The organism is Microcoleus sp. A6-C6 (assembly GCF_036705955.1).
GTDB lineage: Bacteria > Cyanobacteriota > Cyanobacteriia > Cyanobacteriales > Microcoleaceae > Microcoleus.
On sequence record NZ_JAUBVR010000020.1, the window covers coordinates 60,028 to 82,437 of the forward strand.

Sequence of the window (22,410 nt, forward strand, 5' to 3'; positions counted from 1 at the left end):
AACCGCCGTCTTATCTTGGGGATTCTCGCTTTTCCATCCCCAATCAACCAAAATTCAACGGATCGACATCAATAGTTAGACTAACAGAACGCGACGTGCGATCGCGCAAGCCGATCAAATCCGACAAATCCACAGACTCATCCACAGGTAACTTCAGCAAAATCTGCCACCGATAGCGATTCGCAACCCGCATAATCGCCGCCGGTGCAGGCCCCAACATCTCGCAGCCAGTCACCGAAAGTCGATCGATATACTCCCGACAAACAGACGCCAATTGTACCGCAGTCACCGCAACTTCCGCCGCATCAACACTACTCAACCGCAACAAAATCAACCGCCCCGAAGGTGGATAATTCAACGCAGCCCTTTCTGCTAATTCCGTCTCCACAAAACCCGCATATTCGTGCCGCCTCACCGCTTGAATTACCCGATGTTCGGGAGTGTAAGTTTGGATAATTACCCGCCCCGGATCGTCACCTCTCCCCGCACGGCCAGCCACTTGAGTTAATGTTTGAAAAGCCCGTTCGCTAGCCCGATAATCCGATAAATTTAGCAACCCATCAGCAGAGACAACTCCCACCAATGTGACTCCAGCTAAATCTAACCCCTTCGTCAGCATTTGCGTACCCAACAAAATATCAGCTTCCCCATTAGCAAATTGAGTTAACAATCGGCGGTGGTCGCCCTTATTTCTAGTAGTGTCGCTATCAAACCGAATCGCCCGCAATTCAGGAAACAATCTCGTTAATTCCTGTTCCACTCGTTGGGTGCCGCTACCGAAGTTTTTGAAGTAAGGAGAACTGCATTCAGGACAGTTTTGAGGGTGTCGTTCCGTGTGGTTGCAGTAGTGACAACGCAAAATTTCCGCGCTTCCTTCCCCGATGTGGTGATAAGAAAGAGAAACATCGCAATTCGGGCATTCCATCACGTAGCCGCAACTCCGACAAGAGACAAACGTGCTGTGTCCTCTTCTGTGAATAAATAGAATACCTTGCTGTTGTCTTGCTTGCAATTGTTCCAGGGCATTTTGCAGGGAATTGCTAAAAATTGAGCGGTTCCCTTGCCGCAATTCTTGGCGCATATCGACTATTTCCACAGGCGGCATCGGGCGGGAATAAATGCGAGTTGGTAATGATAAATAATGGATAGTTGGTAACGAGTTATAATCTCGGCGCGTCCCCACCAATGTCTCTAAAGCTGGCGTTGCGGAACCTAAAATTAACGGACAATTTTCTAATTCGGCGCGCCATTTTGCAACAGTACGGGCGTGGTAGCAGGGCGCTGGTTGGTCTTGTTTGAAGCTGCTGTCGTGTTCTTCATCGAGGATAATTAAGCCGAGGTGAGGTAATGGCGCGAAAATGGCCGATCGCGTGCCGATGACAATTTGCGGGGTTCCAGCGAGCATCTGCCGCCATGTATCGTAACGTTCGCCGTCGGATAGGGCGCTGTGGTACACGCAAATTTGCTCGCCAAACCGGGCGCGGAATCTGTCTGTCAGTTGCGGTGTCAACCCGATTTCGGGGACGAGTACGAGGGCGGATTGGCCGCTGGCTAAGATTGGGGCGATCGCCTGCAAATACACTTCAGTCTTACCAGAACCCGTAACGCCGTGCAATAGCACTTGACGGAATCCCGAAAAACTGTTAATAAACGCTAAAGCTTCAGCTTGAAAATGAGTTAAATTTTTCGGCGCATCGGGTAATTGAGCAATTCCGCGATCGGCCCTGAGCACTTCCCTTTGGTCAATTACAACACTACCTTTTTGCTCCAAATTTTTGACAACCGAAGAACTTGCGCTGCAAATTCTCAGCAAATCATTCATCCACATTTCACCGCCACCCCGCCGCAAAACTTCCAATACTTCTTGTTGCCGCTTGGTTAAATCCGTGACAAAGGCACTGGGAATTAATGTCACCGCCGGTTTGAGTTGTGGTTTGGGAGGATGGGGCGGTTCTAAATAACTTTCTACCCAACCGCGTTGCAATAAATCTTTCAATCCCCGATAACTTCCCTTGACTTGCCCCTGGAGATATTTCCAAGTGTAATCGCCGTTTTTTTGAGCTTGCAGCAATTGCAAGATTTGACTGGCGGCGGGATTCAAAAATGTTTCGGCATTTGGAGAAATGGCGCTTTTAATTAACCTAATTCGGCGCACGGAACGGCTTAACAAACCGGGCGGCAGCGAGGCTCTAATTACTTGAATTAATGATGTGCAATAATAGGTGGATACACGTTCGATCAATTCCCAATAAGTAGGCGGGAAAAATCCAGTGCTGACAATATCTTCGACATCTTTCACCCGCGCCGGATCTAAGTCGGTTGGCAGTTGAGAAATGAACCGAATCGCGATCGCCCCTACCTGTTGACTGCCAAAGGGTACACTCAAAATATCCCCCGGCTGCACATTCAATTCCGCAGGTAAACGATAGGTAAATAACTTGTTTTCCTCCCCAGGCGAGTCCCCCGCGCCCCTGAAAGGAGAGTCCACCAACACCTCGATCCACTCTGCGCGCACGGTGGGGCGCTGGGGCGGTTCGCTGCTGCCGTAGGATGCCCCGGCCTCTGCCGCTATAGGGGTTGACAAACCAAAAGTGACAGTAGACATAGGGTTGCACATCATACTAGGAGGAGCCGCGGTCAAAGGGAGTTTTCATTATCCCTCAGTTTAGCTCGATCGATCGATATCGCAGTTTTCGATCGCAGGAAATACAGAGTAAGACAGTGCAATGCCTTTCACCGTCTCAATAATCGGCTAAAACCCGCTAGGGGTTTTCATCTCAAATCCGGTAATTACCGAATTATACCAAGTGCGAGTGTTCAAGACGAGGGAGTGTTCAAGACGAAGGAGTCTTTAGCCGATATTTGTCCATCAGTCAACTAAAAACAGCTTATATTAACTTAACTGAGGGATTTCGCGATCGGAATCTCGATCGCAAATTCAGTCCCTTCTCCCACTTTGGATATGCACTCCAACCTCCCGCCGTGTTTATCCACAACAATTTGATAACTAATTGACAGTCCCAAACCTGTACCTCTACCTACTGGTTTCGTCGTAAAAAAAGGATCAAAAATTTTTGCCTTCACTGCGTCATCTATTCCCGGCCCATTATCCTTAATACTGATTTTTACCCAATCTGGTTCTTGAATAGATGTAGTAATTATAATCTGACTAGGAAAGTTAATTTTCTGTTTGTTTGAATCATGGTATTCAGAATTGTGCAAGGCATATATGGCATTACTCAAAATATTCATAAATACTTGATTTAGCTGTCCAGCATAACATTCAACGGGCGGCAAATCTCCATAATTTTTGACAATTTCAATTTCATCAAAATTGGCTTGAGCCTTGACAGCACTCTGTAAAATCAACAGGGTACTGTCAAGTCCTTCATGAATATTAACTTTTTTTACGTCAGATTCATCCAAGCGAGAGAAATTTCGCAAACTTAGTACAATTTCACGAATGCGGCCAGTACCGACTTTCATGGAATCCAAGATTTTCGGCAAATCCTTCTTGATAAAATCAAGGTCACTATCCTCGATAAACGCTGCAATTTTATGGCTGGGATTAGGATATTCCTGCTGGTACAAATCAAGAAAAATTAGTAACTCTTGAGTGTATTGAGTAACGTAGGCGATATTGCCGTGAATGAAATTGACTGGGTTATTAATCTCGTGAGCCACACCAGCAATCATTTGACCCAAGGAAGACATTTTCTCTGTTTGAATGAGTTGAGCCTGGGTTTGCTGTAAATTTTGTAGAGTTTGTTCTAGTTGTTGAGCTTGAGCAGTCGCAGTGGCCGCAAGTTCATCCTTAAGTTGCAAGGTTTGATGAAGTTCTGCTTCAGCGCCCTTGCGATTGGTGATGTCAAAAACTACTCCGTCAAGCCACATAACCTCGCCGTTTTCATTGAATATGCCTTGACCTTTTTCTGACACCCATCTCACACTTTCATCCTGTCTCATGATGCGGTACTCGATCATATACTCTGGTTGATCGAGAATTATTTGATCGAGAATTTCTTCTACCATTTCTGCATCTTCAGGATGGATGATGCTGTTAAAAACTACAACTCGATTGTTAATAAAATCCGTGGCGGGATAGCCAGAAATTTCTGCGATCGCATCACTGATAAACTCGATCGTCCAGTCGGCATCGAATACCGATCGATAAACGGCACCAGGGAGATTAGAAACCAATGTTCTGAAACGTTTCTCGCTCTCCTGTAGCACCTCCGTATGAGACTGAATGCGTCCGGCCATTTGGTTAAAAGCGGCTGCAATCTGAGCAAGTTCGTCAGAACCTCCCAGTTGGGCGCGATCGCCCAATTTTCCTTTGCTGAAGCTGTTGCTCGCTGCTACCAACCTCGCAGCGCGCCCAGTCAAGGTTTTCTCAAAAAACAACCAGACAATCACGCAAAATAAAGCTAATCCAATACTCGTTTCAGTCGATCGCTGTAAAGCATCTGCATAAGCTTGCTGCTTCACCAACAAAAGATCATACTCTAGCAAAAGAATCCCGACTCTCGAAGGGCGAACTTCTCCCGGCTTAGCCCCCAACAAAACCGGATAAATTGCCCTGATACTCTCTCTATTTTGAGAAAGCTTGACTTCTCCTGACATGATTTCCCGAACTTTGGAAAATTCTGCTGGTAAATAGCTAGGTAATGAGATTTCGCTGACAGGGCGATTCCGCAATTCGTAACGAGTTGCCACAATTATTGTGTTATGTTCATCACAAAGTAAGGCTAAGCGGATATTGCGATCGCTCCCCAACTTGCTAATGGCGATTTCCACTTCCTCAACATCTCCTCTGCGGTACAAATATTCCAGCATTCCTGAGATTTGATTGGTGGAAAACTTCAAATTGCTCATTCCCTGTTCTTCTTGCCGGCGGTAGGACTGATCTACCTCCCGTTGAAAAGAAAATAAACCCAGCAAACTACCGCAAATCAGCAGAATGACCGGAATTGAGAAACGTAGAGGAAAAGGAAATCGTTTCATAGTTAGAAATTAGATAATAGTTGAGATTATAGATTATTCATGACTTACGCACCGCGTGCCAGAAACCCCGATTTGTCCCGGCTAGATTTGGTGGATAAACAGATAATTTTTCACATAAATTAGGTTAACAATTATCACTTTTAATTGTTTTTGCCACTAACCACAAATAAACTCCTAAAAATTCAAGTTAAACACAAATTTATTATCAAGAACCAAAATTTATTTCAGTTCACAACTTCACATTTTTGACCAGCCTATCGTCCAACAAAGGAGTGGGATCTAGCGCTTTAGGCAGTAATTTATTGTCTAACATAACTTGAGACAATCGCTTGACGCCCTTCAGCAATGAGGGGTCTGTTTTTCCTAGTAATTTTTGGTTTTCTTGCAGATCTTGACTGCTCAGCCCTTTTAAAGATTCTAAGAATTGCTCTGGAGTAACTCCTGTACGGGGAGCAATCCTACTAGCAGCATCCTGGGGATTTTTTGTCAAGTAATCTAGGGCACGGAACCGACCGTCAACTAAAGCTTGTAAAGCTTTTGATTGGTTATTAATTACATCCTCGCGCACTACAAGGACATCGATAACTTCACCCGGAATTTGCGAACTGTCAAACAGTAGTTTTGCACCGGATGCTAGCAGATTTGTCCGAGCCGAGCCAAAGGTAACAACTGCATCTATAGTTCCCTTTTTAAAGGCTCGCTCATGTTCTGATACTCCTAAAGAGACAATTTTTATATCTTTAGGTGACATACCTTTTTGTTCTAAAGCACGGGTAATCATGAAAGCTCCTAGTGCAGTAGATTCGAGGCCTACTGGTCGGTTTTTTAAGCCTTGCACATTTTGAATCTCTGGTTTTCCGAGAATCACATCCCCACCGTTAGAGAAATCCATCACAACTACAATTTTTACATCGGGATTAGTGGCTGCCAAGACCAAAGCTTCATCGATAGATAGCCCTGCTGCTTCAATTTCTCCATTTCGATAGGCTCGTACCTCTTCTGTAGCAGAAGGGTAATCTACTAATCGAATGGGGGTATGATCGTAGTAGCCTAAACTGCGAGCCAAGTACAGAGTTTCAAACCCTGGCCACACATTGGCACCGACTCGCAAAGGGGGTTCTGCTGTGGTGCAACTAGCTAATATGGCTGTACACAGTGTTACAGCAGCAATGCCAAGGGTAAACCTTTTTGTGAGTTTCAGACTCAATTCTCTCCAAAACTTGAGGTCAAACATCAGAGGATTTCTCAACATATATTTAAGTATGCCTAGGGTGATTCATTCGTAAATTATACTGGTAGGCGGACAGTTATTTTCAGGTGGTGCGATCGCCCATATTTACCAATCTAGTCAATAGAAAGGTCGATCGGCAAATTGTAGCAGCCGCTTGAGGGTGAATAATTTGCCTGTAACAAATTGCCTGTGACAAACAACTTTATACACAACCCGCGCGGACACAAAAGTATTGATTTTTACTGCGAAGTGAAGGTGCGATCAGAAGGCGTGCTCGGAAGGTGCGATGGGAAGGTGGAGACGGTTCGCAATCTTCCAAACAGCAAGGAAATTATACCGTTCCCGATCAATTTAACTCCAATGTGTCGATCGCACTTACACACCCGCACCATTTTGTGCTAAGACTTAATACTTGTGACAACATCGACACAGCAGTTTACATTTGGAGAGTATTAGATGTCAGGTAGCGAAGTTCGTGCAGACTTTTGGATGAGCGAGTACATTACCCCTTGGGATATTTACGTTCACGGCATCATCGGCGTGCTCGCTTACAAAAAAACTGCCTACCAAGAAATGTACGTCGTTCAAACCGGCACCTACGGTAAAGGCTTAGTTTTAGACGGCAAATGGCAATCTTGTACAGGCGACGAGTTTCTGTACCACGAACCCCTAGTGCACCCAGCAATGATTGCTCACGGTTCGCCCAAAAAAGTGCTGGTTCTCGGCGGCGGCGAAGGAGCTACAATTAGAGAAGTGCTGCGCTGGAAAACAGTTGAAAAAGTAGTGATGATCGATATTGACGGCGAAGTAGTAGAAGCTTGCCGTGAATACCTGCCAGAAATGCACCAAAATGCCTTTGACGACCCCCGATGCGAAGTAGTAATCGGCGATGCTTTGGACTATTTAGACAACACTGACAACGATTGGGATATTGTGATTTCTGACTTGTCAGATCCAATTGAAGAAGGCCCATCTTTCCAGTTATTTACCAAAGAGTATTTTGAAAAAGTCCGCAAGATACTATCGCCTAATGGATATTTTGTAGTGCAAGCGGGCCCAGTTTCTCCAGCAGAAATGAAAATGCACGCCCGCATTGTCAACACCCTGAAAGCGGTATTCCCCAACGTTCAATCCTGCACCAGCTTTATTTCTACCTACGGAGCTCCTTGGGGTTTTGCCATAGCTTCCAGCCAGGAAATAAACACGCGGCCAGAACCCGAAGTTACCGACAAAATACTGGCAGAAAAAACAACTGGCGGGTTGCGGATGTTAGATGGGATTACCCTGTTGGGGTTGATGCAAGTTCCCGGTCACTTGCGGCGGGTAATCGCTGAGGAAACCGAAGTTTATACTATGGCAGCACCGCCTAAGTTTTTCGGGAAAGGGTCTATCGGTCAGTGAAGTTAAATTGCAAGAGAAAAGTCGTTTGGAGTAACTGAGATGAACAATTTAGTTCGCATAATCGCTGCCATTTTTCTTCCCCCTCTGGGCGTATTTTTGACTGTCGGCATCGGCACAGATTTTTGGATCAACGTGGTGCTCACGTTTTTTGGCTTTATTCCCGGCATTGTCCACGCCATTTGGGTAATTTCTAAGCACGATCGGGGCTAGATCTCCCTGGCACACTCCTTAAAAAGGGGGGGACAGGAGTATTCTCAAAGTCCCCCTTCTTAAGGGGGATTTAGGGGGATCTAGACTCGGATGTGAACGATAGATACAAAGGTTTTTAACCGATTTTTGATACTAATTGAACTAAATTCCTTGTCGCAGTTTGTAGCAAGGAAGGATTACTAATTACTGATAAAATCGATTTCTTCGCAAACCAATTCAGCGATTTTCTGCGCCGCCCCAGATTCGCCGCGCACGCTGCGGAGCCGATCGCCCATTTGTGCTAATTTGTCAGGATGGCTCAAATAGTCGATCGCCAAATCAGCCACAACCTCCGCTTCCAGCTTCCCGATTAACTCTGGCACAATCTCCTCCCCAGCCCAGATATTCGGCCAAGCATAAAGCTTTCCCTTGCCCAACTGCAAGATTAGCCAATTAATTCCAGTTGCAAAAACAGAACCAACTAACGGCAAATTTGCCAACAATCCCGGCAAACCATCCCAAGCTTTCATCGCATCCAACTGCTGCGTCGGAATCAACACAATCATCGGTACAGCTAACGAACCCAATTCCGCAGTATTCGCCCCCACAGTAGTCAAACACAGGCTGCATTTTGATAGCAAATTATAGGCTGGTGTCTCAGTCCAAAGTTCTATTTGTAAGCCATTTGCTGTCTGCAAAAACGGCGTTTCTGTTAAATGCAGTTCGGCGCTGGCGTTTTTAAATAAGTGCAGGCAGGGATTTTGTTTTGGATCGGCAAAACCTGCTATAGTTTGCAGGTCTAAGGTGGGAGCAACGGGAATTACAAAGCGCGTTTGAGGGCGGATGCGATGGATCGATTGCGCGATCGCCAAACATAACGGTACACCTAAAGCTAATTTTGCCGCTTTAGAACCGGGTAACAATCCAATTAACTCTATTTCTCGTGGGGGCGGTGCGCCGTCTTTTGCGTCCGATTTGCGATCGCCTACTTCTGCAATCAAATCTCCCACAACTGCAAATTTATCAGCATATTTTTGCGGAACTTTAGCAAAAACTTCCGGTTTCATCGCCGCAAACTTATCAATCCAGCGATACCACCGCGCGTCCCATTCCGCATAAGTAACAGTCCGATATTTTAGCCTTTTGCCAATCACAACCGTAAAAAATTGGTCGCCGCCTAAAAATAAAACAACTCCGGTTTTATACCAATCCCAATTTTCCGCAGTTTTGCCCGATAATAAGAATCGCATAAAATGCTCCGGTGCTTGCACTCTGTCCACTTCTGGGTAGTTCGAGGCGATTTCTGCTTCTTTCCCCGTGGCGTGCGGACAGGGGGACAGCACCACCGAAATTCGGGCTTCTGTGCCCCTGTTTGCCAATTGCTGGCGCAATGCTTGCACGGCGGGACGCACCCAAGTTGCTAATTCTCCGGGCCCGTTGGAGAGGATTAAAATATCGACTGTCATAGGACTTAATATTTGAAAGGATGCAACGGAGATTTTATGACAGATTTAATGGATGCCGTCAAGATGGGTGATGTGGCGGCTGTGGAAAGTGCGATCGAACAACGCGCAGATATCAACGCCAAAGATGACGAAGGCGCAACGGCTTTGACGGCTGCGGCTGAGGCTGGCAATGCTGAAATTGTCAAAAAAATCCTCGCAGCAAGCGCGGATGCTAACAGTCAGGATAAAGACGGGTGGACGCCGTTAATGAGTGCCGCTGCTGCGGGACATAGCGAGATTGTACAGCTTTTGCTGGATGCGGGGGCGGATGTGAATGCTAAAACTACTTTTGGTTTGACAGCTTTGATGAGTGCGGCGGGTAGCGGGCGCACTCAAGTTGTGGAATTTTTGATCGAAAAGGGTGCTGATATTAAAGCTAAGGATAATAATACTTGGACTGCTTTAATTTGGGCATCTTCGGAAAATCATCAAGATGTTGTTGAGGTTTTGAAGCTGGCGCGCGATCGGGCTTAATTATTGAGAAACCCGGTTGCTTTGAGCGATCGGGTTTCTCGTTAGTATTAATTGCTTTCTAGCCTAGGAAGAAAGGACTAGGCCCAAAGTCGGTGCTAGGAAATGTCTGTTGTTTCAAATTTAATCCAGCACCTCCCTCAAGAATTGCAATTCTATCTCCTGCTTTTGAGATCACTAAATCTGCACCCACTGGAGATATTTGATAGTCACTGAGTGTGCCTGATAGCTGAAGTACATCTCCCTGACTGGCATTAAAGTCGCGAATGCGAGCCTCCCCCGGGCCTAAATACAATTCTTGAGTGGTGTTGCGGAAGCTGCTACCAGGAGAACCCGAATTATTGTCATAAGCCAAAATAACAGTATCAGCACCTTCGCTACCAATCAACGTATCAAATTCGTTGCTACCGTCGCTCGAATAACTGCCATCAAAAGCAACTCCAATAATTGTTGTTTTTCCCTTACCAAAAGCAGTAACAATATCATTCCCCGAACTCCCGACAAAAGTTGCCGATCGATTGGTTTCAAATTGCCCAACTTTTGTATACTGGTCGATACCTGAATCAAAATTTCCTGCTTGAACCGCCGCAGCAACATCGGGATTGCTTGCTAAATATCCAGCTTCCAAAAAGTTATTCACTACAGAAACTTTATCAAAAGAAATTAGGCGCTCGATCCCCTGATTTACCAGAAACGGCATATTCGCACCGCCCTCGACTATACCTACCGGTGCAAAAGCCCTAATCGGCACCACGCTAATCCTAAAATCTCCATTAGGAGTATTGTTAAACAGATAGTTGCCTCTCGTTCCCGCTAGGTTGATCTTATCGGCTTGCGGGTTAAAGTTTTTAATCGTAGCGTAGTTGCTGTTGCTAACCCCTCCGTAAAAATTCCCCCCATTCACATCGGCAAAATCCCCAACACCGAGCAAGAAAGTATCAGTACCTTGACCGCCAATTAGGGTGTCATTTACAGGGGAAAAAGGAAAACCGGAAGGTTTTTCATAAACTCGATCGCCGGCTGCATTCAAAGATACTTGAATGCCAATGATTTCAACTTTTCCTACACCAAATCCAGTCACAATGTCAGTGCCTTTAGTGCCGACAAATGTCGCCGCTCGCGTTGGCTCAAATTGTCCAAATTTTCGGTAGTGTTCTCCGCCAGTTTTGAAAACTCCCTCCTTAACTGCTGCTGCTATATCGGGGTTTTTTAGTAAGTATTCTGGTTCAAAAAATGTGTTGGCGTAAAGGTCTTGTTTGGCTCCGAATTTGACAAAATGATCTAATCCTGATTTGAAAGTGCCGTTCTGTAAAAATGGCACAAGTACGGGGTATCGTTTTAAATAAATCGCTTCGTCGTAGTCAGGGGATACTTGGGTGCGACCTTCTTCGTAACCAAACTGGATAAAGTGGTCTAAACCAGAGGTAAAAGGCGCGTTTGGATTGTTGGCGGTGCGGACAAGGGAAGCAATATCTGGATTTTGAGCTAGATAGGTTGGTTCGTCAAAATACCGCGATACTTTCGTTAAGCCGCCGGCTTGACCGAACTTTTCAAAGTGTTCTTTCCCAGATTTGATGATTCCTGCATCAATGGCAGGTTTCACCCAAGGATATTGGGACAGGTAGTATTGTTCGTCAAAGATGTCATAGTTTGCCATTGTTTGCCCAACTTATGAAATTTAAGCGATTTTATTATAAAATATTCCTCCTGTGTGCAGTCAAGTAACTTTTTGTTACATCGATTTTTAACCAACGAATTATAATATCATACTTATGCGCGCCGTCAAGTATATTGTGTTACATCGCTTTCAAGGATTTTGATTGCAGCATAAAAAAGGCCGATCGCCCTTTTTGAATAAGACGATCGCCCACCAAAACTCAAAAGTCATCAATCATCAGTATTAGCGAATGACTAATGACTAATGACTAATGACTAATGACTAATGACTAATGACCAATGACCAATGACTAATAACCAATGACTAACCGATCGCAAAAGTACCGTCACCATTAGATTGTTGGAAAGTCAAATTCAAGCTTCCTCCTCCTTCAATCACGCCCAGCACATCTCCAAAACGCTGGATTGACAAATTACCACCAACAGGAGTCAGGCTGTAGCCGTCGCTTAAAGAATTTCCTTGCAGTTGGATAAAATCGTTTTCTATGTCGAAGTTCCGAATCGTAGCTTGACCGTTACCCAAATACAACGGTGTCGGGATGACATTCCCGGCTGTAGCAGGAACTCCGAGGACGAATGTATCAATTCCCGGACTGCCAATTAGGACATCGAACTCATTGGTGCCGAAGCTTTCATACTGCCGATTGCCGTTGGGAGCGATACCGACTTCTACTCCCACAAGTTCGGTATTCCCCACGCCAACACCAGTGAGAACATCGTTGGTGCGGCTGCCTACAAAAGTCGCAGAACGATTGGGTTCGTTTTTCCCAAAGTTGAAGTAGTGTTCCCGACCAGTTTTCAAGGTTCCAGAGTTGACAAACGGTACGATGTCCGGGTTTTGTTTTAAGTATTCCGCTTCAAAAAACGAAGTTCCAAAACGACCTTCTTTTGCCCCGAATTGAACGAAATGTTGATAGCCTGATTTGAAAGTTCCGTTCTGAACAAATGGTTGTAGTTCTGAATTGTTTGCTAAATAAAAGCTTTCGTTGTATTCGGGGGATACTTGGGCCCGGCGCTGTCCTTCATCGTAGCCGAACTGAATAAAGTGATCGAGACCTGTTGCAAAAGGTGCGTTGGGATTGACTGTGCGGACGAAGGGTGCGAGATCTGGATTGCCTGCAAGGTAAGTAGCTTCGTCAAAATAACGCGAGACTTTAGTTAAGCCGCCTGCTCTACCGAATTTTTCAAAGTGTTCTCTACCGGATTTGATGACTCCTGCATCAATGGCCGGCTGAATCCAAGGATATTGTGAGAGGTAGTATTTTTCGTCGAAAATTGCGTAGTTAGCCATGTTTTCCCCCTAGGGTTTTGATGAGCTTGACAATCAACAGCAATTAACTTCACCTGAGCTCGATCGCCCATTGGGAACTTCTAGATTAGAGACTTTGTAAAACAATTTTAAGTTCCCGGCAAAATATCCGGTTTTTCTAATAGCGCACTCATCCGAATGGACAATTTAATATTCGGAAATTAGGCATTTTGGTGGTTAATTAATTGCTCGCTCGCCTGTTTAATGAGTTCTACAAACTTAAAAACTTTTCTCAGGAGCCTTTTTGTTAAAGATTGGTTGATAGTTTATTTATTTTGATAATTTAATCGAATTCATACTATATAATTTATGTCAAGTAAATTTTTGTAAAGAAAATTTGGAGTGGTTGCTCAACGAATTTGTCAAATAATGTAACGAAAAATCGTAATAAATTTGTCGAATTGTGTCATGTACAAGCTCAAATCGCCCAATGGCCAGCGTTTTCTGGTAAAAATGCTTATGGGATAAAAAAATTCCCGATTGCCGAAAACAGCATCTTAAAGGAGCCTAACCGGATGTTCACTCACGTCAAGCCCACCATTCGCCACATCGTGCCGGAAAACTTGCAGGGGCGATCGCTCATGAAGGTGGTCTATGTCGTACTAGAACCGCAGTATCAAAGCGCCCTGTCCGCAGCGGTTCGAGCGATAAATAACAAAAATCCGAATCTGGCAATAGAAATCAGCGGCTACCTGATCGAAGAACTCCGCAGCCCGGAAAATTACGAGGCCTTCAAGCGGGATGTCGCGGATGCCAACGTATTTATTGCTTCTCTAATTTTTATCGAAGATTTGGCCGAAAAAGTGGTAGCGGCTGTAGAACCGCTGCGCGACAGCTTGGATGTCGCCGTCGTCTTCCCGTCGATGCCTGGGGTGATGCGACTCAATAAAATGGGCACTTTCTCGATGGCGCAGTTGGGACAAAGCAAAAGCGCGATCGGCGAATTCATGAAAAAACGGAAGGAAAAGTCCGGTAGTTCCTTCCAAGACGGAATGCTGAAACTGCTGCAAACTTTGCCGAAAGTGCTGAAATATTTGCCGATCGACAAAGCGCAAGATGCCCGCAACTTCATGCTAAGTTTCCAGTATTGGCTGGGCGGTTCCCAAGAAAACTTGGAAAACTTCCTGCTGATGCTGTCACAAAAATATGTCTTCAAAGGCCAGGAACAGCTAACTTTTCAAGAGCCCGTTGTCTACCAGGACATGGGGATTTGGCATCCTTTGGCACCGTCCATGTTTGATGATGTCAAAGGATATCTGAATTGGTATAATGCCCGCACAGATATTTCCTCAGACCTCAAAGATCCCCTGGCACTTTGCATCGGTTTAGTGTTGCAGCGCACTCACTTAGTCACCGGAGATGACGCGCACTACGTCGCAATTGTGCAGGAATTCGAGGCAATGGGCGCGCGGGTGATACCGATTTTTGCCGGCGGTTTGGACTTCTCGAAACCCGTTGAAACGTTTTTCTTGGAAGTTGGGCCCAAGGGTTTGGCACCGCTGCCGATCGTAGATGCGGTAGTTTCTCTGACTGGTTTTGCGTTGGTGGGCGGGCCGGCGAAACAAGATCACCCGAAGGCGATCGAGACTTTGAAAAAGCTCAACTGCCCTTATATGGTGGCTTTGCCGCTAGTTTTCCAAACGACGGAAGAGTGGGAAAATAGCGATTTGGGCTTGCACCCGATTCAAGTTGCTTTGCAGGTTGCTATTCCTGAGTTGGATGGTGCGATCGAACCGATTATTTTGTCGGGAAGAGATGGCGCAACTGGCAAGGCGATCGCCCTACAAGACCGAGTTGAGACGATTTCCCAGCGCGCCATGAAGTGGGCAATGCTGCGTCGCAAACCAAAATTAGACAAGAAAGTTGCGATCACAGTATTCAGTTTCCCACCCGACAAAGGCAACGTCGGAACAGCCGCTTACTTAGATGTTTTCGGCTCAATTTACGAAGTATTGAAAGCCTTAAAAGGCAACGGTTACGACTTGCCAGAACTGCCGGAATCTGCCGAAAAGCTGATGCAAGAAGTCATCCACGACGCAACAGCCCAATACCAAAGTCCAGAGTTAAATATTGCTCACCGGATGTCCGTAGCTGAGTACGAAGAATTCACTCCTTACTCGGAACGCTTGCAAGAAAACTGGGGCCCGCCTCCCGGACATTTGAACAGCGACGGACAAAATTTGCTGATTTACGGCAAACATTTCGGCAACGTGTTTATCGGAGTGCAACCTACTTTTGGATACGAAGGCGATCCGATGCGGTTGTTATTCTCTCGTTCCGCCAGTCCGCACCACGGTTTTGCTGCTTACTACACATATTTGGAGCGCATTTGGGGTGCGGATGCGGTGCTGCACTTTGGCACTCATGGTTCCCTAGAATTCATGCCTGGTAAGCAGATGGGAATGTCTATCGATTGTTATCCCGACAGTTTGATCGGCAAAATTCCTAACCTTTATTATTACGCTGCGAACAATCCCAGCGAGGCAACAATTGCTAAGCGTCGTAGTTATGCTGAAACCATCAGCTATCTGACTCCTCCGGCTGAAAATGCTGGTTTGTACAAAGGTTTGCAGGAACTTAGCGAGTTAATTGCTTCCTATCAAACTTTGAAGGATACGGGCCGGGGTGTGCCGATTGTTGATGCGATCGTCGAAAAATGCCGTTTGGTCAATTTGGACAAGGATATCGCCCTACCTCCCGAACAGGAAAGAGGCGTTGCTGCGGGCATGACTGCGGAGGAACGGGACAATTTAGTTGGCTTGGTTTACCGCAAGTTGATGGAGATTGAGTCGCGGTTGTTACCTTGTGGTTTGCATATTATCGGGAAGCCGCCAACTGCTGAAGAGGCGATCGCAACTTTGGTAAATATCGCCAATTTAGACCGCGAAGAAGACAACCTGCTAAGCTTACCGCGAATTATCGCCAACAGTCTGGGACGCGATATCGAAGACGTTTACACCAACAGCGACAAAGGCATTTTAGTCGATGTCGAATTGCTGCAAAGCATCACCTTAGCCTGTCGGGATGCAGTTAGCGCTTTGGTTAAGGAACAAACCGATGCTGAGGGCCGAGTTTCCCTGGTTTCCAAGTTGAATTTCTTCAACATGGGCAAGAAAACACCTTGGATTGAATCGCTGCACGCCGCGGGTTACAAAAATGTCGATCCAGAACCGATTAAACCGCTGTTTGAGTATCTGGAATTCTGCTTGAAACAAGTTTGCGCTGATAACGAATTAGGCGCTTTGTTGCGCGCCCTAGAAGGCGAATACGTTCTACCGGGCCCCGGTGGCGATCCGATTCGCAACCCGGATGTTTTGCCGACTGGCAAGAATATGCACGCTTTAGACCCGCAGTCAATCCCGACGACGGGTGCAATCAAGTCTGCTAAGGTTGTTGTCGATCGCTTGTTAGAAAGACAACGCAGCGATAACGGTGGCAACTATCCCGAAACCATCGCCGTTGTGCTCTGGGGAACCGACAACATCAAGACTTACGGCGAATCCCTCGCCCAAGTAATGTGGATGGTTGGAGTCAAGCCAGTTCCCGACGCATTGGGCCGGGTAAACAAACTCGAATTGCTTTCTTTAGAAGAGTTGGGCAGGCCTCGAATCGACGTAGTAATTAACTGTTCCGGCGTATTCCGCGACTTGTTCATCAACCAAATGAACTTGTTAGATAAAGCCGTGAAAATGGCAGCGGAAGCAGACGAACCGTTAGAAATGAACTTCGTCCGCAAACACGCCTTGAAGCAAGCCGAAGAAATGGGAATCAACCTGCGACAAGCAGCAACCCGCGTATTTTCCAATGCTTCTGGTTCCTATTCATCTAACGTCAATTTGGCGGTAGAAAACAGCACTTGGGAAAGCGAAGCTGAGTTGCAGGAAATGTACTTAACTCGCAAATCATTCGCCTTTTCTTCCGACAATCCGGGAACGATGGAACAAGACAGGCAGATTTTTGAATCATCCTTAAAAACTGCTGATGTCACCTTCCAGAACTTGGATTCTGCGGAGATTTCGCTAACCGACGTGTCGCACTATTTCGACTCAGATCCGACTAAATTAATCGGCAGTTTGCGCGCCGACGGGAAGAAACCAACATCCTTCGTTGCTGATACAACGACAGCGAACGCGCAGGTACGCACGCTATCAGAAACTGTGCGTTTAGATTCGCGGACTAAGCTGCTGAATCCGAAGTGGTACGAGGGGATGTTGTCCCACGGTTATGAAGGTGTGCGGGAGATTTCTAAGCGTCTGGTGAACACGACTGGATGGAGTGCGACTGCTGGCGCTGTGGATAATTGGGTGTATGAGGATGTGAACGGTACGTTTATCCAAGATGAGGAAATGCAGAAGCGTTTGCTGAATCTGAATCCTCATTCGTTCCGCAAGATTGTCAGCACTTTGCTTGAGGTGAATGGCCGGGGTTATTGGGAGACTTCGGAGAGTAATTTGGACAGATTGCGGGAGTTGTATCAGGAGGTGGAAGATCGGATTGAAGGGGTAGAATAGAATAGTGTGGGGCAGGCTTTCGGGCCTGCCTCTCGACTATACTATAATTGGAATATTCCACTTAGTGGCGATACCTGCTGCTAGGTAAGTAAAAAAACAAATCTTAGATATATTTGAATTGAATGGTACTGAAAGTAGATAGTTGCAACATTTACAAAGTTTTCGGTTTAGGTGGCGGGATTCATTATGTTATGCCCCACTTTCAACGCCAATATAGTTGGGGGAAAACTGAATGGCAAGTGTTATTAGACGATGCAATCGCAATTTATGAGGAATATAATCCAGAACTAGAACCAGAACATTTTATAGGATCTCTGGTAGTCATCAATGATGGAACACGCAATGGCACAATACTAGCTTTTAAGTTGGTTGATGGTCAGCAACGTTTGGCTACCCTATCCTTACTGTTTGTCGTTTTGCGGGATCTTGTCAAGACAAACGATCCAAAACTTGCTAACAAAATTAATAAACTTTTAGTTAATTCAGATGAAGAAGGAGAGGTTAATTTTAAAGTTTTACCAACCAATAAATATGGCGATAGTCAAGCTTATCAAGCAATTCTTTTAGAAGAAACTCGTAATCAAAGTGAATCGGGCATCCCTAAAGCTTACGATTATTTCCATCGTGAGATTGGATTGAAAGTTAAAGAAGGTAAACTTGATATTGGTACATTTTTTACGGTATTACAGAACTGCTTTCAAGTTGTTTTCATAGAACTAAATAAAAATGAAAGCCCTTGTCAGATTTTTGAAAGTCTTAATGCTAAAGGTAAACCGTTAACTCAGGCAGATTTAGTACGCAATTATATGGCGATGATGCTACCAACATCTCAGCAAGAAACTGCTTTTACTAAATGGGAAAAAATCGAAAACTGGTTGCAAGAAGACCGAAAAGTTGGTAAATCAGGCATGGGGGAATTAACAGCTTTTATTCGACATTATTTAGCAATGAAAACGAGAAATCTTTGTGCCGAATCCAATATTTATGCACGATTTCGTGATTATTGTAAAAATTTAGATGACCAAGAATTTGTCCGGGAAATTGCTAATCTCCTAAAATTTGCCGAATATTATAACAAACTACTGCGACCTGAAAATGAAGTCAACCGAGATATTAAAACAGCATTAATTCGCCTCAATACTTTCGACATTTCTACTGCTTATCCGTTTTTATTGATGCTATACAATGAGTACAACTCTCAAAAAATCGATTTTGAGGAATTTATAGAATCCCTAAAATCACTAGAAAATTATCTAGTTCGTCGGTATATTTGTGGAAAACCAACTAACTATCTTAGTAGAATGTTTACATCGATTTGGAAAGATGTAGCAGAAATTAAAGGTGAAGATAAATCAGTTACTTTGCCAAAAGCTTTACAGAAAGTATTGATTACCAAGCAATATCCTAACAATAATGAGGTCAAACACTCAATTGATAGCCTTACACTTTATGATAAAAATAATCCCAAAAAAATATGTCTTGTTATAAATAGCATTAATCGTCACTTGTCTAAGGGAACCGGTGGGTTTACTGTCCTGGATAAAAATGAAACTATTGAGCATATTTTGCCGCAAAAACCAAGCAAAGATTGGGAAAATGAACTGGGAGATAAATTGAAAGAAATTCACCGAGATTATTTACATACCTTGGGAAACTTAACTTTAGTTACTTCTGAGTGGAATTTACAACTTTCTAATTCAGCATTTTTGGTGAAAAAGCAAAAACTAGCTGAACACGCTTTGCGAATAAATAGTGATTATTTTTCTCAAACTATTAACCGATGGGATGACGAAGCTATTCTCGAACGAGCTAATTTCCTAAGCAATAAGTTTATAGAAATTTGGCCATCTCTTGGAGAATATCAAGTATTTCCTACTCGCACATCCAGTAAGCCAAAGTTGATTAAAATCTGTGGTGAAGAAATTGCACTTTCTAAGCAAACTTGGCGACAAGTTACAATTCAATGCTGTGAGTGGGTGATTCAAAAGCGATCAGATAGCTTTGAAACGGCTAGAAATTTACTTATATCTAATTTCCAAGATAATCGCCCGGATGGAAATAGTGACGGAAAAAAATGGCAGCAGTTATCAAATGGATATTGGGTTAATTTACACAAATCTGCGGAGGCTCATATAGAATTTTGTCGTCGTTTTTTAGAAGCAGTTGGGATCTCAGAAGCCGATTGGAGTATCGAATATGTCCCTGATTAGTAAAGCGATTGCCCTTTACACCTTTACACTATAGCCCATACTGATGCCTAAGTTCAGTCAGAACGAAAATAAAATGAATCCAACTATGTATGCTCAACAACTTGAATTATTTGAATTATTTAATCCAAATCCTATTAAAACTTCCCGATCGCAATTGACGTTTGTAGACTTATTTGCTGGGATCGGTGGCTTCAGAATTCCTCTCGAAGAATTAGGCTGTAAATGTTTAGGCTATTCGGAAATTGATAAAAAAGCGATTCAAACTTATCGAGATAATTTTATTAAAGATGCCAACTCAGATGAAGTATATTTAGGAGATATTACCAATCTAAATCAACTGCCTTTTCCGATAGATGTATTAGTGGGTGGTGTTCCTTGTCAACCTTGGTCTATTGCAGGTAAAATGCAAGGTTTGGACGACCCAAGAGGCAAGTTATGGACAGACGTATTTAGAGTAGTAAAAGCTAATCGTCCCAAAGCTTTTATATTTGAAAATGTCAAAGGCTTGACAGAACCAAGAAATATAGAAAGTTTGAAATATATAATTAATAATTTAACATCATCTGGTTATGTTGTCAAATACGAGGTACTAAATTCCTATGATTTTGGATTACCGCAAGATAGAGATAGAATGTTTATAGTTGGCATTAGGAATGATATCGAAAGATGCTGGGGATTCACATTTCCTAAACCAATCGAGGGCGCGATCAAGCTTTATGATGTGATACCAGGGATTCAGCGTAGCAATTTTCGGAAGCAAAAATTTTCACCAACCGTTTTATTTGATGGCAAAATACCCGGTTCTAGAGGCAGATTTCAAAAGCTAGATGAATTAAATGACTTTTTCTTATTTACTGATATTAGAGATGGACATACTACCATCCATTCTTGGGATTTAATAGAAACAACTAGCAGGGAAAAATTAATTTGTCAAACGATTATGAAAAATAGGAGAAAAAATATTTATGGAGAAAAAGACGGTAATCCTTTAGATTTTAAAGTGTTAGCAACACTAATTACTGAGTTAAAACAAACAGAAATTGACAACTTAGTTGACAAGGAAATTTTGCGAAATGTAGATGACAAAGGCTATGATTTTGTGAATTCTAAAATTTCTTCCGGGATTAACGGAATTTCTAAAATTTTCTTACCTCATGCGGAGGCGATCGCAACTTTAACTGCAACTGGAACTAGAGACTTTGTGGCAACAATCTCGATTCAATGTCAAGAACCAGTTGCATATAAGGAAACATTTATCAAGGAAATTTATCAAAAGCAAAACTTCCAACCTTTAACTGCACAGGATTACGCAAAATTGCAAGGATTTCCCGAATGGTTCAAAATTTATGAAAATGAAACTACAGCAAAACATCAATTGGGTAATGCTGTATCAATTCCTGTGGTTTACCATTTAGCCAAAGCATTACTCGAAATTATTTTGTAATTGTGACTTAAAATATGGCAGCTATTAGCACAAAACAACGAGAAATAATTAAAGGATATCTTGAAGGTTTTATTCAGGGTATTGTAGATGAATATAAAGGTCGGATTATCCACAAATCAACTACAGGAATAGATTACCTGTCGCGCAGTTCAAGTAATGGAGAATTAAAACCTTTTCAAGCCGCGTTAATTCCAACAGAATTAATACGGATCAATCAATTTGAGCGAGGTTTAAGTACCAGATTAGGAAATTCTCTTGAAGAATGCGCTAAGTTAATTGCCCTTGAACATCATCAGGATGCACGTCGAGGATATGATATAAGAGGGGAAGTTAGTATTGCAGCTTTTGAAGAAGCCCAACGTCAGAAAGAATACTATGAATCTATGGATAAAAAAGGACAAACTAAACCATCTTTTGAGCAGATGATAACAGCAGTGTTCAATGCTAGACGATCCGATGATTTAGTAACAAAAACTGTACGCGCTGACCTTTGTATTTTTGCTAATGACGGAACAGAATACTTATTTGAAATTAAAGCTCCTAAGCCCAATAAAGGTCAATGCTTAGAAGTTATCCAGCGTCTGTTGAGGTTTCACTTACTGCGGGGTGCAAAGCGTCCGCAATTGCAAGCTTACTATGCGATGCCTTATAATCCCTATGGTGTAACAAAAGCTGTTTATAAGTGGTCTCAAGCCAGAAATTATCTGCCTTTTGATGAAGCTGTAGTTATTGGAGATGAATTTTGGAATATTGTAGGCGGAGCTACTGCTTACGAGGAATTATTGGAAATATATTTAGAAGTGGGACGTGAGAAAAGTAAATATATGATGGATGCTTTAGCTTTCGGATTTTAAGGAGAGGGAATAATTTTTGATAAAGGCAGGGGTTTAACCATGATTACTTACAAGGGTTACAGTGCTAGCATTGAAGTAGATTTAGAAGCGGAAATTCTTTTCGGGCGAGTGCTTGACATTAATGACGTAGTGACTTTTAAGGCGAAAACTATTGAACAAGCTCGCCAAGAATTTCAAAAGTCGATCAATGATTATCTAGAGTTTTACAAAGAATTGGGACAGGAACCCGATCGACCTTTTTGAGTGAGGTAAAATTCCCTAATGAAGTACGAAGTCATTATTTACTGGAGCTATGAAGACCAAGCTTTTATTGCAGAAGTTCCTGAATTGCCAGGATGTGCGGCTGATGGTAAAACTTATCAAGAAGCATTGCAAAATGTAGAGGTGATTATGCAGGAGTGGATTGAGACGGCTCAGCAATTAGGGCGAATTGTCCCTCAACCGAAAGGTAGATTGATGTTTGCGTAGTTGAAGTAAGGATAAAATATTGCTATGACTACCCTCACCCTCAACTTCAACCCTATTATGTAAGGATTCAGGTCTAAGATTGGGGAATTAAAGAAGGCATAAATAAGTCACAAAAATGGGCAGATATAGCATCACG

Annotated in this window: 15 protein-coding genes; 9 read left to right on the plus strand and 6 right to left on the minus strand. The window is 43.7% G+C overall.

Features of this window, described 5'->3' with window-relative positions:
* Positions 1–43: 43 nt before the first annotated feature.
* From priA to QUB52_RS11110, 3 genes are all read right to left on the minus strand, one after another.
* A complete protein-coding gene (gene priA / locus QUB52_RS11100; protein WP_332973152.1) occupies positions 44–2,605 on the minus strand; it encodes a primosomal protein N' in 2,562 nt (853 codons plus the stop codon).
* A gap of 293 nt (positions 2,606–2,898) precedes the next feature.
* Positions 2,899–5,004 (minus strand): ATP-binding protein, encoded by a 2,106-nt coding sequence (locus QUB52_RS11105; protein WP_332973150.1) that lies wholly within the window; start codon positions 5,002–5,004, stop codon positions 2,899–2,901.
* A 229-nt stretch (positions 5,005–5,233) separates the two neighbouring features.
* The gene (locus QUB52_RS11110) at positions 5,234–6,256 is read right to left on the minus strand and encodes an ABC transporter substrate-binding protein (RefSeq protein ID WP_265233411.1); all 1,023 of its coding nucleotides are present in this window, start codon (positions 6,254–6,256) and stop codon (positions 5,234–5,236) included.
* A 435-nt stretch (positions 6,257–6,691) separates the two neighbouring features.
* Here QUB52_RS11110 and QUB52_RS11115 point away from each other — a divergent pair, with 435 nt between their 5' ends.
* Together QUB52_RS11115 and QUB52_RS11120 are read left to right on the plus strand one after the other, a co-directional pair.
* Positions 6,692–7,636, plus strand: coding sequence for a fused MFS/spermidine synthase (locus QUB52_RS11115; protein ID WP_265233410.1), 945 nt, complete (start codon positions 6,692–6,694; stop codon positions 7,634–7,636).
* Between the two features lie 39 nt (positions 7,637–7,675).
* Positions 7,676–7,846: a YqaE/Pmp3 family membrane protein gene (locus QUB52_RS11120; RefSeq protein ID WP_265233409.1), complete on the plus strand. Its 171-nt coding sequence runs from the start codon at positions 7,676–7,678 to the stop codon at positions 7,844–7,846.
* 179 nt (positions 7,847–8,025) lie between these two features.
* On the opposite strand, the gene QUB52_RS11125 is transcribed toward QUB52_RS11120, so the two are convergent.
* Positions 8,026–9,291 (minus strand): lipid-A-disaccharide synthase, encoded by a 1,266-nt coding sequence (locus QUB52_RS11125; protein WP_332970310.1) that lies wholly within the window; start codon positions 9,289–9,291, stop codon positions 8,026–8,028.
* A 36-nt stretch (positions 9,292–9,327) separates the two neighbouring features.
* On the opposite strand from QUB52_RS11125, the gene QUB52_RS11130 reads away from it, so the two are divergent.
* Positions 9,328–9,804 carry an ankyrin repeat domain-containing protein gene (locus QUB52_RS11130; RefSeq protein WP_332970311.1) on the plus strand — a complete coding sequence of 159 codons (477 nt, stop codon included), beginning with the start codon at positions 9,328–9,330 and terminating at the stop codon, positions 9,802–9,804.
* A 58-nt stretch (positions 9,805–9,862) separates the two neighbouring features.
* Here the strand turns inward: QUB52_RS11130 and QUB52_RS11135 are convergent, their stop codons facing one another.
* Both QUB52_RS11135 and QUB52_RS11140 read right to left on the minus strand, forming a co-directional pair.
* Positions 9,863–11,458, minus strand: coding sequence for a hypothetical protein (locus QUB52_RS11135; protein WP_321161496.1), 1,596 nt, complete (start codon positions 11,456–11,458; stop codon positions 9,863–9,865).
* A 324-nt stretch (positions 11,459–11,782) separates the two neighbouring features.
* Positions 11,783–12,769: a calcium-binding protein gene (locus QUB52_RS11140; RefSeq protein ID WP_265233406.1), complete on the minus strand. Its 987-nt coding sequence runs from the start codon at positions 12,767–12,769 to the stop codon at positions 11,783–11,785.
* 533 nt (positions 12,770–13,302) lie between these two features.
* Between QUB52_RS11140 and QUB52_RS11145 the strand changes: the two genes are divergently transcribed.
* The 6 genes from QUB52_RS11145 to QUB52_RS11170 all read left to right on the plus strand — a co-directional run bounded on the left by QUB52_RS11145 (position 13,303) and on the right by QUB52_RS11170 (position 22,274).
* Positions 13,303–17,298, plus strand: coding sequence for a magnesium chelatase subunit H (locus QUB52_RS11145; protein WP_332973210.1), 3,996 nt, complete (start codon positions 13,303–13,305; stop codon positions 17,296–17,298).
* Positions 17,299–17,420: 122 nt separating this feature from the next.
* Entirely contained in the window at positions 17,421–19,508 is a 2,088-nt protein-coding gene (locus QUB52_RS11150) for a DUF262 domain-containing protein (protein WP_332973149.1), read from the plus strand.
* A gap of 73 nt (positions 19,509–19,581) precedes the next feature.
* Positions 19,582–20,952 (plus strand): DNA cytosine methyltransferase, encoded by a 1,371-nt coding sequence (locus QUB52_RS11155; RefSeq protein ID WP_332970317.1) that lies wholly within the window; start codon positions 19,582–19,584, stop codon positions 20,950–20,952.
* 14 nt (positions 20,953–20,966) lie between these two features.
* Entirely contained in the window at positions 20,967–21,806 is an 840-nt protein-coding gene (locus QUB52_RS11160; protein ID WP_332970318.1) for a TdeIII family type II restriction endonuclease, read from the plus strand.
* A 39-nt stretch (positions 21,807–21,845) separates the two neighbouring features.
* Positions 21,846–22,049, plus strand: coding sequence for a type II toxin-antitoxin system HicB family antitoxin (locus QUB52_RS11165; RefSeq protein WP_332970319.1), 204 nt, complete (start codon positions 21,846–21,848; stop codon positions 22,047–22,049).
* Between the two features lie 18 nt (positions 22,050–22,067).
* Positions 22,068–22,274: a type II toxin-antitoxin system HicB family antitoxin gene (locus QUB52_RS11170; protein WP_332970320.1), complete on the plus strand. Its 207-nt coding sequence runs from the start codon at positions 22,068–22,070 to the stop codon at positions 22,272–22,274.
* Positions 22,275–22,410: the final 136 nt, after the last annotated feature.